Source organism: Bordetella petrii (assembly GCF_017356245.1).
In the GTDB taxonomy this organism is placed as follows: Bacteria; Pseudomonadota; Gammaproteobacteria; order Burkholderiales; family Burkholderiaceae_B; genus Bordetella_A; species Bordetella_A petrii_D.
The window spans coordinates 2,026,071-2,041,712 of the sequence record NZ_JAFMZZ010000001.1 but is presented as its reverse complement, the minus strand read 5'-3'; the positions used below and the strand labels follow the sequence as shown (position 1 = coordinate 2,041,712).

Sequence of the window (15,642 nt, the reverse complement as noted above, 5' to 3'; positions counted from 1 at the left end):
TGGTCTTGTGGGCGCCCGCGGGCCTCCCTAGCATCGATGGTCAGGCGCCGTGCGCATTTCGCGCCGCGCGAGTTCTGGCCTGTTGCCGCAAAGGAGGCGTTGCATGAACGAAGACCTGACCATGGACGTGAAGTCGGCCGTGTCGGCGCAAGAATGGGAAACCCGCGTCGAACTGGCCGCCTGCTACCGGTTGATGCCGATGTACGGCATGAGCGACCTGATCTACAACCACATCACGGCGCGCATTCCGGGTGAAGCCGACCGGCTGCTGATCAATCCGTACGGCTACCTGTATGAAGAGATCACGGCGTCCAGCCTGATCACCATCGACGTGGCCGGCAATGTGCTGCTCAACCCGCACCAGGACTACGGCGTGAACCCCGCGGGCTACGTCATCCACAGCGCCGTGCACGGCGCGCGCCACGATGCGCAGTGTGTCATCCATACCCACAGCCGCGCCGGCATGGCGGTGTCGGCGCTGAAGTGCGGGCTGCTGCCGCTGACCCAGACGGCCATGCGCTTCGCCAGCATTGCCTATCACGACTTCGAGGGGCCGGCCATCGATCTGCAAGAGCGCGAGCGCCTGCTGCGCGACCTGGGCAAGGGCGATGCGATGGTGCTGCGCAACCACGGCCTGCTGGTCACCGGCGCCGATATCCCGCAGGCCTTCAATACGATCTACTGGCTGGAAATGGCCTGCCGCGCGCAGGTGGACGCCATGGCCTGCAACACCGAGCTGAACATTCCGGACGCCGCGGTGGTGGCCAAGACCGAGCACCTGTACAAGCCCGAGGTCAGGCGGCCGCACGGCATCCTGGAATGGCCGGCGATGCTGCGCTTGCTGAACCGGCGCGATCCGTCGTATCGCACTTGAACCGGGGAAGCGGCCCATATGAAAACCGCAGTATAGGAAGGCCGCGTCATCGCCACGGGCTGTTAGGTGTCTGGCTCCCGCAGGGTGCCAGACACCGTACGACTGAGGCAGCGATGGCACACAGCGGTGTCAGGCACCTGCGGAGCCTGACACCCGGCATGAATGGCTATCTGGGCCGCGCAGGGCGGCGAGCCGTCAGGCGTGAACATCACCCGGCACGCAATACCGCTCTTCCCGGTACGCCCAGCTGGGCCACAGCGCGTGCGCCAGGGCCTCTTCGGCCAGCGCCGGGTCGGTGGCGGCGGGTTCGAAGGTTTCGGGCATGGCATAGCGGAACTGCACCGGCGCCTTGCCCGGCAGCAGCACCAGCAGGTCTTCGCCCTTCAGGTAGCCGTAGTGGTTCTCGTATTGCATGATGGCGCGGTTGGGGGCGGCGCGGGTCAGGTCACGGCCCACCATGGGGTGCGTGCACGCCACGCCGGCCAGCGACAGCAGGGTGGGCGGCAGGTCGATCTGGCTGATGATGCTGTCGTCGCGCCGCGGCTCGATGCCGCCGCCCAGGATGACCGCCGGAATGTGGAAGTGGCGCACCGGCACCAGGGTGTCGCCGAACACGCGCGAATCGTGGTCGGCCACCACCAGGAACACGGTGTCGTCCCAGTAGGGCGCCTGCCGTGCGCGCTCGAAAAACTGGCCCAGCGCCCAGTCGGCATAGCGCACCGTGTTCTCGACCGTGGCGGGGTTGCCGTCCACCACGATGCGCCCGGCCGGATATTCCCAGGGCGAATGGTTCGATACGGTGAAGGCCAGGGTGAATGAGGGCTGGTCGCCGTCGGCGCGCAGGCGGGCGTCCAGCTGCGTGAACATGTCTTCGTCCGACGCGCCCCAGGTGCCCACGAAGGCCGGGTCGGTGAAATCCGGGCGGTCGACGATTTCGTCGAAGCCGTTGCCCAGGAAGAACGCCTTCATGTTGTCGAAGTGCGATTCGCCGCCATAGATGAAGCGCGAGTGGTAGCCGTGGCGGCCCAGCACGTCGGCCAGCGTGAAAAAGCCGCGCTGCGCGGCGGGCAGCTTCAGCACCGCCTGGGCGGGGGTGGGCAGAAAGCCGGCCGTCACGGCTTCCAGCCCGCGCACCGAGCGCGTGCCGGTGGCGTAGGCGCGCGTGAAGGCCCAGCCCTCGCGCGCCAGCGCATCCAGCTGCGGCGTCAGGTTGGCGCCGCCCAGCGCGGCGCTGTACTGCGCGCCCAGGCTTTCCTGCAGGATGATCACGATCTTGGCCGGGCGCTCGCGGGTGCGCGTGGGCGCCTGGCGGTGCACGCTGGGGTGTGTGGCCACGGCCGGCGGGCGGGGCAGGCCGGCGCACGACAGCACCACTTCGTGCATGCGTTCTTCCGGCATGCGGCCGTAGACGGCGGCAGCCGATTTTTCGTACTTCATGCTGTAGATCGCGTACAGCACGTTGTACAGCGAGTTCAGCGCCAGGGTGTTCAGCATGCCGTCGTTGCTGTAGGCCACAGTAGACGGATTGATGGGGCGGTGCCCCAGGGTGCCCCGTATGGCCAGGATCACCGCGGCCAGGATGGCCAGGCTGCCCAGGGCCATTTGCCACCAGTCCCAGCGCGCGCCCGCCTCGGCGTTGCCGAACAGCGCATGGCCAATGGCCACCAGCACTACCAGAGACACCAGCGCGCCGGCCAGTTCCAGTTTGTAGCCGCGCCACAGCATGCCCGAGACTTCGCGCGGATGCTTCAGGTATTCGACGAACAGCCGGTTGGGCCGGGTGTCGTATTCCGTGATGAAGGCCGGGGTGGCCACTTCCAGGAAGCCCAGCAGCACCCAGCACACTTGCAGCCAGATGCCGGTGACCGTGGCGGCGCCCGGCAGGTGCCCCAGCCAGGGCGACAGCACGGCGGGCCAGGCCACCAGCACGGCGATCTGGTTGGTGTCGATGCGCAGGCCACCCAGCAGAATGGGCTTCAGGCCGCCCGCATTCTGCACGCGGCGCCATTGCCAGGCGGCCAGCGCCAGGCGGCTGGCGGTCAGCAGCACATAGGCCGCGATAATGAACAGTAGGGTCGAATGTCGCATAGTCTTCGGCCCCGCCTCCGGCGCCAGGCGCCGGGGCGGCGCAGCTGGGTCAGGAACGGATGCCGGCCGGCAGGTTGGCGCGCACCAGGCTGCCCGCGATGGATTCGCGCATGGGGATCTCGGGCAGGGTGTCGCCCGGCCCGTACCAGCGCGCTTCGGCGATTTCATCGGCCTGCAGGCGGATCTCGCCGCCGGCATATTCGGCGGTGAAGGCGATCATCAGCGAATGCGGGAACGGCCACGACTGGCTGCCGAAGTACTGCAGCCTGTCGACCCGCAGGCCGACTTCTTCCATGACTTCGCGGTGGATGGCGTCTTCGATGCTTTCGCCGGCTTCCACGAAGCCCGCCAGGGCGGTATGGCGGGCCGTGGCATAGGTGGCGTGGCGCGCCAGCAGGATGCTGTCGCCCTTGCGCACCAGCACCATCATGGCCGGCGAAATGCGCGGGTAGGCCGACATGCCGCAGGACGGGCAGCGCATGCAGAATTCGTGGCCCACCGGCTGCATGGGCGTGGCGCACACCCCGCAATAGCGGTGGGTGCGGGCCCATTCGGCAATCTGGAAGGCCCGTCCGGCCAGCGCGGCGCGCTCGCCCAGGTCGGCCAGCAGGGCGCGCAGCTTGCGGAACGCATAGCCTGGCGGGGCTTCGGCCGTGGCGGACACGTGCACCGTGCGGATCTGCGGATTGTCCAGCCATACCTGCTGCAGGGTCTCGGGCTGAAGTCCCAGGACGGCGCAGGTGGCGGCGTCAGGCAGATCCAGTCCGGCCTCGTGCACCAGCAGTTCGTTGCCACGGAAAATGAAGTTCAAGGGGCTTCCTCGCGCGGGGATATTTGCTGAAGGCGATTGTCGCAGCAGGTACTTTACTGCCACTTTTGGACAGGGAAGTCAGATATTACTTGCCGGCGGGTTCGGCCAGCCGCGCCACCGCCACATCCAGCGGCCAGGCCAGCACCTCGACCAGGTCGGCTACCGCTTCGGTGTCATCGAGCAGCACGCGCGGCAGCGGCGCGCCGTCGGGCGCGACGTCGCTGGCGATGGCGCCGATGCTGGGGTCATCGGGGTACAGCCAGGGCTTATCATTGGCCTGCCGGTGGACTTCGATCTTGATGTGGGCGTTGCGCTTGAAGCCTTCGACCAGGATGAAATCCACCGGGCTCATGGCGCCCAGCAGTTCGCCCAGTTCGGGCTCGGTGGCGCCGCGCAGCTCGTGCATCAGCGCCCAGCGCGCCGACGAGGCCACCAGCACTTCGGTGGCGCCCGATTCCCGGTGCCGGTGGGAGTCTTTGCCCGGCGTGTCGATGTCGAACGCATGGTGGGCGTGTTTCAGGGTCGACACGCTGTAGCCGCGCGCTTTCAGGCAGGGGATCAGCTTGGTCAGCAGCGAGGTCTTGCCCGCGCCGCTCCATCCGGCAAAGCCTATGATTCTTGTCATTCGGGGCTCGTAACAGGCGTTCAGATCAGGCCTTCGAAGGGCAGGACATCGACCAGCTGCCCCGCCGCGACATCGCCCTGTTCGTGGTGCAGCACCATCAGGCCGTTGGCCTGGCTCATGCTGCGCAAGATACCCGAACCCTGCGACCCGGTGGTGCTGGCCTGCCAGCCGCCGTCGGGCGCCGGCGTGACGATGGCGCGCTGGTACTCGGTGCGGCCGGGCTTCTTGCGGATGGGGCGCGCGGCGGCGCAGCGCAACAGCGGCAGCGGCTGCGGCGTGGCGCCGGCCATGGCCAGAAGGGCGTCGCGCACCAGTGCGTAGAACGTGACCATCACGGCCACCGGGTTGCCTGGCAGGCCGAACAGGATGGCGTCGCCGTGTTCGGCGTGGATGCGGCCAATGGCCATGGGCCGGCCCGGCCGCATGGCGATGCGCCAGAACAGCACGTCGCCCAGCTGCGCCATGACGGTCTTGGTGTGGTCGGCCTCGCCTACGCTGACCCCGCCCGAAGTAATGACCGCGTCGGCATTGGCGGCGGCCGTGGCGAAGGCCTCGGCCAGCGCCTGCGGGTCGTCGCGCACCACGCCCAGGTCGATGATGTCCACGCCCAGGCGCTGCAGCATGCAATGCAGGGTGTAGCGATTGCTGTCGTACACGCTGCCTTCGTCGAGCGGCTCGCCGATGGAGCGCAGTTCGTTGCCGGTGGAAAAGAACGCCACGCGCAGGCGCCGCAGCACCGGGACTTCGGCGCGCCCCAGCGAGGCCAGCATGCCGATGTCGGCGGGCCGCAGTATCCGGCCGGCGGCCAGGGCGGCATCGCCCATGGCCAGGTCTTCGCCGGCCAGGCGGCGGTTGTCGCCGGCGCGCACGGCGCCGGCGGGAATGACGATGCGGTCGCCGTCCTGGCGCACGAATTCTTGCGGGATGACGGTGTCCAGCCCGGCGGGCATGACCGCGCCGGTCATGATGCGCACGCATTGGCCCGCGCCCGCCTGGCCGCTGAACGGCGTGCCGGCCAGCCCGCTGCCGGCCACCTGCAGCACCGTGTCGGCATCGCCGGCCAGGTCGCGCCCGGCGAAGGCGTAGCCGTCCATGGCGGAATTGTCGTGCGCGGGCACATTCAGGTGCGAGACCACGTCGCTGGCCAGCACGCGGCCCAGGGCCGAGCGCAGCGGCAGCATTTCGGCGGCGCGCACGCGCGGCACGAGCTGGTCGATGAAGGCGCGGGCCTGGGCCACCGGCAGGGCGGCCGGGTCGTAGCCGCTGATGCACGAGGCGATGGAAGCGAGGCTGGGAGGCAGGGGGCGGGTCATAGCTGTTGCAGTTCGGCCAGCGTGTTGGCGCCGGCGAAGGCCGGCGCATCGTCGAAGCGCACCTCGACGCAGCGGTGCATGGCCGTCCAGGCGTCGATCTTGCGCTGCCCGCTTTGCAGGAAGGCCAGCAGGCTGGGCAGCAGCGAGGTCTTCATCAGGCAGAACACCGGCTGGGTGCGCAGCTGGCCGTTCTGCAGCGTGGCGGCCATGGCGATGTCGGCGTCGTGCCCGGCCAGTTCGCCGGCCAGGCGCTCGACCAGGTCGAGCGGAAAGCGCGGGCTGTCGCAGGGCACGGTGGCCAGATAGCGGGTTTCGCAGCGTTCCAGGCCCGCCGCCAGCCCGGCCAGGGGGCCGGCGAAATCGGGCAGGGTGTCGGGCCATACCGGCACGCCCATGGCTTCGTAGGCGCCCAGGTTGCGGTTGGCGTTGATCATAGCCTGGCCCACCTGCGGCGACAGCCGCAGCAAGGCATGCATGGCCATGGGAATGCCCTGGTAGTTCTGCAGGCCCTTGTCGACGCCGCCCATGCGGCTGCCGCGCCCGCCCGCGAGAATCAGGCCCGTGATGTCGGTTTTGTCGATCATGGGATGCGATGGGAAAGCCGCGTTAAACAGCGTGGTATGGCGGCCAGTATAGACCAGCCCGGCGGCAGTTCCGCGGGCGCACGGCGGGCCTTCTGCGGCAGCGCAAAGCGCTCTGCTAAGATGGATCGGACGGCCGCCGCGGCGGCCATTTTTCCTTTTTCCGACTTCCACGCACAAGACCCCATGGTCGCTTCCGAACTCTTGCTGCAGGCCTTGCAGGCCGTCATCGATCCCAACACGGGCAAGCCCCTGGCCGGCCCCAAGGCGGTCAAGAATCTCCAGATCGACGGCGGCGACGTCGCCTTCGACGTCGAACTCGGCTATCCCGCCAAAAGCCAGATTCCGGCCCTGCGCACCGCCCTGATCGCCGCCGCCCGCGGCGTGCCCGGCGTGGGCAATGTCTCGGTCAACCTGCGCTCGGTCATCGTGCCGCACTCGGCGCAGCGCGGCGTGGCCCTGCTGCCCAATATCAAGAACGTGATCGCCGTGGCCTCGGGCAAGGGCGGGGTGGGCAAGAGCACCACCGCCGTCAACCTGGCGCTGGCGCTGGCCGCCGAAGGCGCGCGGGTGGGCCTGCTCGATGCCGACATCTACGGCCCCAGCCAGTCGCTCATGATGGGTATCGACGCGCGCCCGCAAAGCGAAGACGGCAACACCATGGAACCGCTCGAAAACTACGGCGTGCAGGTCATGTCCATCGGGTTCCTGGTCGATTCCGACGAAGCCATGATCTGGCGCGGTCCCATGGCGGTGCAGGCGCTCGAACAGCTGCTGCGCCAGACCAACTGGAAAGACCTCGACTACCTGGTGGTCGACATGCCGCCCGGCACGGGCGACATCCACCTGTCGCTCAGCCAGAAGGTGCCCGTCACCGGCGCGGTCATCGTCACCACGCCCCAGGACATCGCCTTGCTGGATGCGCGAAAGGGGGTCAAAATGTTCGAAAAGGTCGGGGTACCGATCCTGGGCGTGGTCGAAAACATGGCGGTGCATGTCTGTAGCCAGTGCGGTCACGCCGAACACATATTCGGCGCGGGCGGAGGCAAGAAAATGGCGGCGGACTACAACCTGGCCTATCTGGGCGCGCTGCCGCTCGACATCAACATCCGCCTGCAGGCCGACAGCGGCCAGCCCTCGGTGGTGGCCGACCCCGACGGCGAGGTGGCCGGCCTGTACAAGGCCGTGGCCCGCCAGGTGGCGGTGTCGGTGGCGGCCATGGCCCGCGACCATTCCGCCAAGCTGTCCGCCATTTCCATCAGCCGGACCACCTAGCCGGGCAGCATGCCATGAGCGAATCCCTGCCCATCAGCCTGGACGTTGCCGTGGTGATGCGCAAAGAGCGCATCACCGGGCCGATGCGGCGCTGGCAGGAATGGCGCTGGGTGCTCGACGACGTCGTCACCAACGAGGCCGCGTTCGGCACGGCCGAGCGCCTGCTTTATAAAGACGAGTCGCAAGAACGCTGGCTGCATCCGGGCTACACCGTGCGGCTGTTCAAAGACGACGCCGAAGGCTACGTGCTCAATGCCACTACGCCGGCGCCGTGCTGGTTCGTGCTGTGGCGCATGCACGAACCCGAAGACGGCGGCGAGCCGCGCGCGCGGCCCGCCATCGTCACGCTCAGCTATCACGACGCCGGCCGCTGGCTCGACGCCCAGGAAACCGTCGAGCAGGTGCCGGCGCCGCCCGTGATCATCGATTGGCTGAATGCGTTCATTGCCGCGCACTACGTGCCCGAGCCCAAGCGCCGCAAGCGCCCGGCCAGCTTCCAGTCGCTGCAAGACCGCTTCGGCAATCCGGCATCGGTGTCCACCCTGAAGAAATTCGGTGGCGAAGGGTCGTCATGACAGCCCCCGAGCACGACGACGGCTTCCTGCGCCGCTGGTCGCGCCGCAAGGTGCGGGCCCGCACCGGGCAGGCGCCCGACGATGCGGCGCCGCCCGATACCCCGGCAGCCGCGCCCGCCGATGCCGGGGCCGCCGCGGCGCCTGGCCAGACGCCCGACGAACCGCCGCCTCTTACGCTCGACGACGTGCGGGCGCTGACCCCGGAATCCGATTTCGCGCCTTTCGTGGCGCGGCAGGTGGCGCCCGATGTCAAGAACGCCGCCCTGAAAAAGCTGTTTGCCGATCCGCACTACAACGTGATGGACGGGCTGGACACCTACATCGACGACTACTCGCGCATGGAAGCGCTGCCGGCGCCGATGCTGCGCCGCCTGGCCAGCGCGCAGGCGCTGGCGATGCTTGAATCCCCCGACGATGCGCCGGACGGCCGGGCCGCCGTGCCGCCGCAAACGCAAGTTCCGTCCGATCCGCCCACGGCCACGGCCCAGTCGGCGGACGCGCCTGTTCCCGATCCCGCCGCCGACGCCGAACCCGGCCGCGAATCCGATTCCGCCGCCGCGGCGCCAGGCCAGGCCGCAGCGCGCCGGCAAGGCTAGGCTTCCTTTTATGCGACCCCACCCATGACCACGCTGATCTGCGACTGCAACCGCACCATGCCGCTGGCCCCCGACGAACTGGGCCGCGCGCTGGGCGAGCCGCTGGCGCCGCATTCCCTGCTGTGCCGCAGCCAGGCCGGCGATTTCCAGCAGGCCATTCGCGGCACCGGGCCGGTGGTGGTGGCCTGTACGCAAGAACAGCGCCTGTTCGGCGAACTGGGCCGCGCCACCGAAGGCGCCGTGGCGCCGGTGCGCTTCGTCAATATCCGTGAAACCGGCGGCTGGAGCCGCGACGCCGCCCAGGCCATGCCCAAGCTGGCCGCCCTGCTGGCGGCGGCGCACCTGCCCGACCCCGACCCGGTCGCCACGGTTACGTACCGCAGCGCGGGCCGCCTGCTGATCATCGGCCCGCTCGACCGCGCCGAGCAGGCCGCCGCCTTGCTCGACGATGTGCTGCAGGTGACGCTGTTCGTGCAGGGCGAAGGCCGCGATGGCGGCGCCCAGGCGCGCCGCCATCCGGTGCTGGCCGGCCGGCTGGAACGCCTGCGGGGGCGGCTCGGCGCGTTCGAGCTGGCCTGGTCGCAAGACAACCCCATCGACCTCGACCTGTGCACCCGCTGCAATGCCTGCCTGGCCGCCTGTCCCGAAGGCGCCATCGGCTTCGACTACCAGGTCGACCGCGAACGATGTACCTCGCATCGCGACTGCGTGGCGTCCTGTACGGTGGCGGGCGCCATCGATTTCCAGCGCCCGCCCCGCCAGCTAACCGAACAGTACGACCTGGTGCTCGACCTGGGCGCCACCCCGCAGATCCGCCGCCACGAACCGCCGCAGGGCTATTTCACCTGGGACGGCCGCGACCCCGGCACGCTGCTCAAGCTGCGCGACATGGTGGGCGAATTCGAAAAGCCCCGGTTCTTCGACTACAAGCAGTCGCTGTGCGCGCACAGCCGCAACGAAACCATCGGCTGCAACGCCTGTGTCGATGTCTGTTCGGCCGAGGCCATCCGCAGCGACGCGCATCGCCAGCAGATCGTGGTCGATCCGCACTTGTGCGCCGGGTGCGGGGCCTGCACCACCGTGTGCCCGTCCGGGGCCATGGCCTATACGTATCCGCGCAACCCCGACCAGGGCCATAAGCTGCGCACGCTGTTGTCCACCTACGCCCAGGCCGGCGGGCGCGACGCGGTGCTGCTGCTGCACAGCCAGCAGGGCGGCCAGCGCCTGGTGGAAACACTGGGCCGCGCCGCGCAGCTCAAGCTGGCGCACGGCGTGCCGGCCAATGTGATTCCGGTGGCCCTGTGGCACGTGGCCAGCCTGGGCGCCGACCTGTGGCTGTCGTGCGTGGCCTTCGGCGCCGCGCAGGTGGCCGTGCTGGTCACCGGCGAAGAGGCGCCGCAGTACCTGGATGCGCTGGCCGCCCAGATGGAAACCGCGCAGGCCATCCTGAACGGACTGGGCTATGCCGGCACGCATCTGCACATCCTGCGCGCCGATACCGCCGACGCCCTGGACACCCACCTGCAGAACATCGCGGCGCAGTCTCCGCGTGTGCCGGCCCGGCCGGCGCGCTTCGCGGCGGCGCCCGAGAAGCGCGCCACCCTGGCCCTGGCCCTGGACCACCTGACGGCCCAGGCGCCCGGGCCGCTGCCGCCGGCCATCGCCCTGCCGGCGGGCGCGCCCGGGGCCGGCGCGCCGTTTGGCGCGGTGGCGGTCGATACCCAGGCCTGTACGCTGTGCATGAGCTGTGTCAGCGCCTGCCCGGCCCAGGCGCTGCAAGACAATCCGCAACTTCCGCAGCTGCGTTTCATCGAAAAGAATTGCGTGCAATGCGGGCTGTGCGAAAAAACCTGCCCCGAAGATGCCATCCAGCTGGTGCCGCGCCTGCTGCTGTCCGAACGCCGCAAAGAGGCCGTGGTGCTCAATGAAACCCAGCCTTTCCATTGCGTGCGCTGCGGCAAGGCCTTCGGCACCCAGAAGGGCATCGACGCCATGCTGCAGCGGCTGGGCGGCCACGCCATGTTCCAGGGGGCGGCGCTCGAACGCCTGAAAATGTGCGGCGACTGCCGTGTCATCGACCTGTATTCCTCGCCTGACGAAACCCGCATTACCGACCTATGAACGCTACCGTCCCGCCCGCCGCCATCGCCCCCGCCGGCCTCGACGAAGACGCCGCGCGCGCCGAGATCTACGGCTTGCTGGCGCACTTGTTCTACGCGCCGCCGCCCGACCCATTGCTGGCGCAATTGCGCCAGGCGCCGGCCGCCGCGCCCGGCAGCCTGCTGGAAGCGTCCTGGAACGCCCTGGCCGCCGGCGCGCGCGAACTTTCCACCGCGGCGGTGGCGGCCGAGTACGACGCCCTGTTCGGCGGCGTCGGCAAGCCCGAGGTCTACCTGTTCGGCTCGCACTACCTGGCGGGCTTCCTGAACGAAAAGCCGCTGGTGCGGCTGCGCGACGACCTGTCCGCCCTGGGCCTGGCGCGCGATCCGGCCATGCCCGAAACCGAAGACCACATCGCCTGTCTGTGCGAAGTCATGCGGCTGCTGATCACCGGCCCCGACGCCGCGGTGGCCAACCTGGCGCGGCAAAGCACGTTCTTCGCCGCGCATATCCAGCCCTGGGCCGGCGACCTGTGCGATGCGGTCGCGGCCCAGCCGGCTGCGCGGTTCTACGCCCGCGCGGCCGGTTTCACGCGCGATTTCTTCCAGGTCGAGGCGCAGGGCTTCGACATGCTGGCCTAGCCGCCATTCACCCTGCTGTCTGCGGGGACATTGCCGCGGGCGTAGTGTAGGGGTACAGTATGCAAAGCATTTCATATCTGGTTGCCCCGGAGGAGACGGACATGTCCAAGACCCATCCCCGACTTTCACGCCGGGTATTCCTGGCAGGCGCGGCCACCGCGGGCGCCGCGGCGGCCGGCGCGGCCGCCTTGCCCGGGGCCGCGGCGCAGCCGCAATCCTCCGCCGCCGTGCCGCCTTCCGCGCCCGAGCGGGGCGGCGGCTATCGCCTCAGCGAACACGTCAAGCGTTACTACAAGACCACTCTCGTCTGACGGAGCCCGGCATGCTGCTAACCAAAAAAACCGATGCCGCGCGCGATGCCGCGGCCGAGTCGAGCTTCGTGCAAAGCCTGCGCCGCGGCATGTCGCAGGCGCTGCCCACCATGGACCGCCGCGCCTTTCTGCGCCGTTCCGGCATCGGCGTGGGGGCCGGCCTGGCGGCCGCGCCGCTGGCGCTGGTCAGGCAGGCCCAGGCCGCCGACGACCGCCAGGCGCTCATCGGCAAGACCAAGACCACCACCCACCGTACGGTCTGTACGCACTGTTCGGTGGGCTGCGCCATCGACGCCGTGGTCGAGAACGGCGTCTGGGTGCGCCAGGAACCGGTGTTCGACTCGCCCATCAACCTGGGGTCGCACTGCGCCAAGGGCGCCGCGGTGCGCGAGCACGGCCACGGCGAACATCGCCTGCGCTACCCCATGAAGCTGGTCGACGGCAAGTACCAGCGCATCAGCTGGGACACCGCCCTGAACGAGATCAGCGCCCACCTGATGCAGCTGCGCAAGGAAACCGGGCCCGATTCCGTCTACTGGATCGGCTCGTCCAAGCACAGCAACGAACAGTCTTACCTGATGCGCAAGTTTGTCAGCTACTGGGGCAGCAACAACTGCGACCACCAGGCGCGCATCTGCCATTCCACCACGGTGGCCGGCGTGGCCAACACGTGGGGCTACGGCGCCATGACCAACTCGTACAACGACATGCAGAATTCCAAGGTCGCGTTGTACATCGGGTCGAACGCCGCCGAGGCCCATCCGGTTTCGATGCTGCACATGCTGCATGCCAAGGAAACCGGCTGCAAGATGATCGTGGTCGATCCGCGCTTTACCCGCACCGCCGCCAAGGCCGACCAGCACGTCCGCATCCGTTCCGGCACCGACATCCCGTTCCTGTTCGGCCTGCTGTACCACATCTTCAAGAACGGCTGGGAAGACCAGGCCTTCATCGACGCGCGCGTCTACGGCATGGACAAGGTCAAGGCCGACGTGCTGGCCAAATGGACGCCCGACAAGGTGCACGACGCCTGCGGCGTCGACGAGGCCACCATGTACGGCGTGGCCAAGACCCTGCATGAAAACCGCCCCGGCACGCTGGTGTGGTGCATGGGCCAGACGCAGCACTCCATCGGCAACGCCATGGTGCGCGCCTCCTGTATCGTGCAGCTGGCGCTGGGCAACATCGGGGTTTCCGGCGGCGGCGCCAACATCTTCCGCGGCCACGACAACGTGCAGGGCGCCACCGACATCGGCCCCAACCCCGATTCGCTGCCGGGCTATTACGGCCTGACCGAAGGTTCGTGGAAGCACTTCGCCAAGGCGTGGGGCGTCGACTACGAATGGATCAAGGGCCGCTACACCTCGCCCGATCTCATGAGCAAGCCCGGCATCACCGTGTCGCGCTGGATCGACGGGGTGCTCGAAGACCCCGACGTCATCGACCAGCCCACCAACCTGCGGGCCGTCATCTATTGGGGCCATGCGCCCAACTCGCAGACGCGCGGGCTCGAAATGAAGCGCGCCATGGACAAGCTCGACCTGCTCGTGGTGGTCGATCCCTATCCGTCGGCCACGGCGGCCATGGCCGCCATGCCGGGCAAGGCCGAAGACCTCAACCCCAAGCGGGCGGTCTACCTGCTGCCGGCGGCCACGCAATTCGAGACCAGCGGGTCCTGTACGGCGTCCAACCGCTCGCTGCAGTGGCGCGACAAGGTCATCGACCCGCTGTGGGAAAGCCGCACCGACCACATGATCATGTACCAGCTGGCCGACAAGCTGGGCTTCGGCAAAGAGTTCGTCAAGAACTACAAGCTGCAGAAGGTCAAGGGCATGGATGAGCCCGTCATCGAAGACGTGCTGCGTGAAATCAACGCCTGCTGCTGGACCATCGGTTACACCGGGCAAAGCCCCGAGCGCCTGAAGGCCCACATGCGCAACATGCATGTGTTCGACATCAAGACCTTGCGCGCCAAGGGCGGCAAAGACGCCGAAACCGGCTACGACCTCACCGGCGACTACTTCGGCCTGCCGTGGCCCTGTTGGGGCACGCCCGAACTCAAGCACCCGGGCACGGCCAATTTGTACGACACCAGCCTGCACGTCATGGATGGCGGCGGGAACTTCCGCGCCAATTTCGGCGTCGAGCGCGATGGCGTGAACCTGCTGGCCGAAGACGGCTCGCATTCCAAGGGGGCCGCCCTTACCACCGGCTATCCCGAGTTCGACCACATACTGCTCAAGAAGCTGGGCTGGTGGAACGAGCTGACCGACACCGAAAAGGCCGCGGCCGAAGGCAAGAACTGGAAAACCGATTCCTCGGGCGGCATCATCCGGGTGGTCATGCAGAACCACGGCTGCTATCCGTTCGGCAATGCCAAGGCGCGCGCGCTGGTGTGGAACTTCCCGGATCCCATTCCCCAGCATCGCGAGCCCATCTACGGCACCCGTCCCGACCTGGTCGCCAAGTACCCCTCGCACGACGACCTGAAAAACTTCTGGCGCCTGCCCACGCTGTACAAGTCGCTGCAGCAAAAGAACGTGGCCGACAAGCTGTACGAGAAATTCCCCATCATTCTCACCTCGGGGCGGCTGGTCGAATACGAGGGCGGGGGCGACGAAACCCGCTCGAACCCCTGGCTGGCCGAACTGCAGCAAGAATGCTTCGTCGAGATCAACCCCAAGGCGGCCGCCGATCGCGGCATCAGCAACGGCGACCGGGTGTGGGTGTCCACGCCTACCGGCGCGCGCCTGAATGTGCAGGCGCTGGTCACCGAGCGGGTGGGGCCCGACACGGCATTCATTCCGTTTCACTTCGCGGGGCGCTGGCAGGGGGCCGACCTGCTGTCCAGCTACCCGGAAGGCGCGGCGCCCATCGTGCGCGGCGAGGCAGTCAATACCGGCACGACGTACGGCTACGACTCCGTCACGATGATGCAGGAAACCAAAACCACGATCTGCAACATCGCGAAAGCCTAGGAGACCGCCATGGCAAGAATGAAATTCGTCTGTGATGCAGAGCGTTGTATCGAGTGCAACAGCTGCGTCACCGCCTGCAAGAACGAGCACGAGATTCCCTGGGGCGTGAACCGCCGCCGCGTGGTCACGCTGAACGACGGCGTGCCGGGCGAAAAATCCATTTCGGTGGCCTGCATGCATTGCAGCGACGCGCCCTGCATGGCCGTGTGCCCGGTGAACTGCTTCTACCGCACCGATGAAGGCGTGGTGCTGCACAACAAAGATACCTGTATCGGCTGCGGGTATTGCTCGTACGCCTGTCCGTTCGGCGCGCCGCAATTCCCCTCGCAGGGCACCTTCGGCGTGCGCGGCAAGATGGACAAATGCACCTTCTGTGCCGGCGGCCCCGAAGAGCACGGCAGCGAGGCCGAATTCGAAAAGTACGGCCGCAACCGCCTGGCCGAGGGCAAGCTGCCCGCCTGTGCCGAAATGTGCTCGACCAAGGCGCTGCTGGCCGGCGACGGCGACGTGGTGGCCGACATCTTCCGTACGCGGGTGGTGCACCGCGGCAAGGGTGCCGAAGTCTGGGGCTGGGGCACGGCCTACGGGTCGCAGCAGGCCGGGCAGCCACCGCAGAAGCCGGCCGGCACAAAGGAAAAATCATGATCGCGCGCATCGGTTTCGCGGCGGCACTGGTGCTGGCCCTGGCGGCGTGTTCCGAGCCTTCGCAAGAGCTGCATTCGGGCCGCAACACCGGCACGCCCGCCTATATGGGCACGGGCAGCAATTTTGTCGCGCCCGGCTGGACGCCGGGCGACCGGGCCAGCTGGGTGCGCCAGCTTACCGTGCGCACCCAGCACGGCCAGAACGACTACACCAGAATGTAGACCGGAGG

General features: G+C 68.1%; 15 protein-coding genes. 10 read left to right on the top strand and 5 right to left on the bottom strand.

Annotated elements, in window-relative coordinates; all coding sequences use genetic code 11:
* Window positions 1-103 precede the first annotated feature (103 nt).
* Window positions 104-874 (top strand): class II aldolase/adducin family protein, encoded by a 771-nt coding sequence (locus J2P76_RS09950; RefSeq protein ID WP_207406783.1) that lies wholly within the window; start codon window positions 104-106, stop codon window positions 872-874.
* A 195-nt stretch (window positions 875-1,069) separates the two neighbouring features.
* Here the strand turns inward: J2P76_RS09950 and J2P76_RS09945 are convergent, their stop codons facing one another.
* The 5 genes from J2P76_RS09945 to mobA form a co-directional block, all read right to left on the bottom strand.
* Window positions 1,070-2,962, bottom strand: coding sequence for an LTA synthase family protein (locus J2P76_RS09945; protein ID WP_207406781.1), 1,893 nt, complete (start codon window positions 2,960-2,962; stop codon window positions 1,070-1,072).
* Between the two features lie 49 nt (window positions 2,963-3,011).
* Window positions 3,012-3,773, bottom strand: coding sequence for an NAD(+) diphosphatase (gene nudC, locus J2P76_RS09940; protein ID WP_207406779.1), 762 nt, complete (start codon window positions 3,771-3,773; stop codon window positions 3,012-3,014).
* 85 nt (window positions 3,774-3,858) lie between these two features.
* Window positions 3,859-4,398, bottom strand: coding sequence for a molybdopterin-guanine dinucleotide biosynthesis protein B (gene mobB, locus J2P76_RS09935; RefSeq protein WP_207406771.1), 540 nt, complete (start codon window positions 4,396-4,398; stop codon window positions 3,859-3,861).
* A 20-nt stretch (window positions 4,399-4,418) separates the two neighbouring features.
* A complete protein-coding gene (gene moeA, locus J2P76_RS09930; RefSeq protein ID WP_207406769.1) occupies window positions 4,419-5,711 on the bottom strand; it encodes a molybdopterin molybdotransferase MoeA in 1,293 nt (430 codons plus the stop codon).
* Window positions 5,708-6,295 carry a molybdenum cofactor guanylyltransferase MobA gene (mobA, locus tag J2P76_RS09925; RefSeq protein WP_207406768.1) on the bottom strand — a complete coding sequence of 196 codons (588 nt, stop codon included), beginning with the start codon at window positions 6,293-6,295 and terminating at the stop codon, window positions 5,708-5,710. The genes moeA and mobA overlap by 4 nt, the downstream gene beginning before the upstream one ends.
* A gap of 183 nt (window positions 6,296-6,478) precedes the next feature.
* On the opposite strand from mobA, the gene apbC reads away from it, so the two are divergent.
* From apbC to J2P76_RS09880, 9 genes are all read left to right on the top strand, one after another.
* Entirely contained in the window at window positions 6,479-7,567 is a 1,089-nt protein-coding gene (gene apbC, locus J2P76_RS09920; RefSeq protein ID WP_207406767.1) for an iron-sulfur cluster carrier protein ApbC, read from the top strand.
* A gap of 14 nt (window positions 7,568-7,581) precedes the next feature.
* Window positions 7,582-8,142, top strand: a complete 561-nt coding sequence (locus J2P76_RS09915; RefSeq protein ID WP_207406766.1) for a DUF3305 domain-containing protein — start codon at window positions 7,582-7,584, stop codon at window positions 8,140-8,142.
* Window positions 8,139-8,738, top strand: coding sequence for a DUF3306 domain-containing protein (locus J2P76_RS09910; RefSeq protein ID WP_207406765.1), 600 nt, complete (start codon window positions 8,139-8,141; stop codon window positions 8,736-8,738). Before J2P76_RS09915 ends, J2P76_RS09910 begins: the two co-directional genes overlap by 4 nt.
* A 24-nt stretch (window positions 8,739-8,762) precedes the next feature.
* Window positions 8,763-10,859 (top strand): 4Fe-4S dicluster domain-containing protein, encoded by a 2,097-nt coding sequence (locus J2P76_RS09905; RefSeq protein WP_207406758.1) that lies wholly within the window; start codon window positions 8,763-8,765, stop codon window positions 10,857-10,859.
* Entirely contained in the window at window positions 10,856-11,479 is a 624-nt protein-coding gene (locus J2P76_RS09900) for a TorD/DmsD family molecular chaperone (protein WP_207406756.1), read from the top strand. Before J2P76_RS09905 ends, J2P76_RS09900 begins: the two co-directional genes overlap by 4 nt.
* 101 nt (window positions 11,480-11,580) lie before the next feature.
* Window positions 11,581-11,790: a formate dehydrogenase gene (locus tag J2P76_RS09895; RefSeq protein WP_207406749.1), complete on the top strand. Its 210-nt coding sequence runs from the start codon at window positions 11,581-11,583 to the stop codon at window positions 11,788-11,790.
* An 11-nt stretch (window positions 11,791-11,801) separates the two neighbouring features.
* Window positions 11,802-14,768, top strand: a complete 2,967-nt coding sequence (locus J2P76_RS09890; protein ID WP_207406747.1) for a formate dehydrogenase subunit alpha — start codon at window positions 11,802-11,804, stop codon at window positions 14,766-14,768.
* Window positions 14,769-14,777: 9 nt separating this feature from the next.
* Window positions 14,778-15,413, top strand: coding sequence for a formate dehydrogenase FDH3 subunit beta (fdh3B, locus tag J2P76_RS09885; RefSeq protein WP_207406745.1), 636 nt, complete (start codon window positions 14,778-14,780; stop codon window positions 15,411-15,413).
* Window positions 15,410-15,634 carry a hypothetical protein gene (locus J2P76_RS09880; protein WP_207406744.1) on the top strand — a complete coding sequence of 75 codons (225 nt, stop codon included), beginning with the start codon at window positions 15,410-15,412 and terminating at the stop codon, window positions 15,632-15,634. Before fdh3B ends, J2P76_RS09880 begins: the two co-directional genes overlap by 4 nt.
* Window positions 15,635-15,642 lie beyond the last annotated feature (8 nt).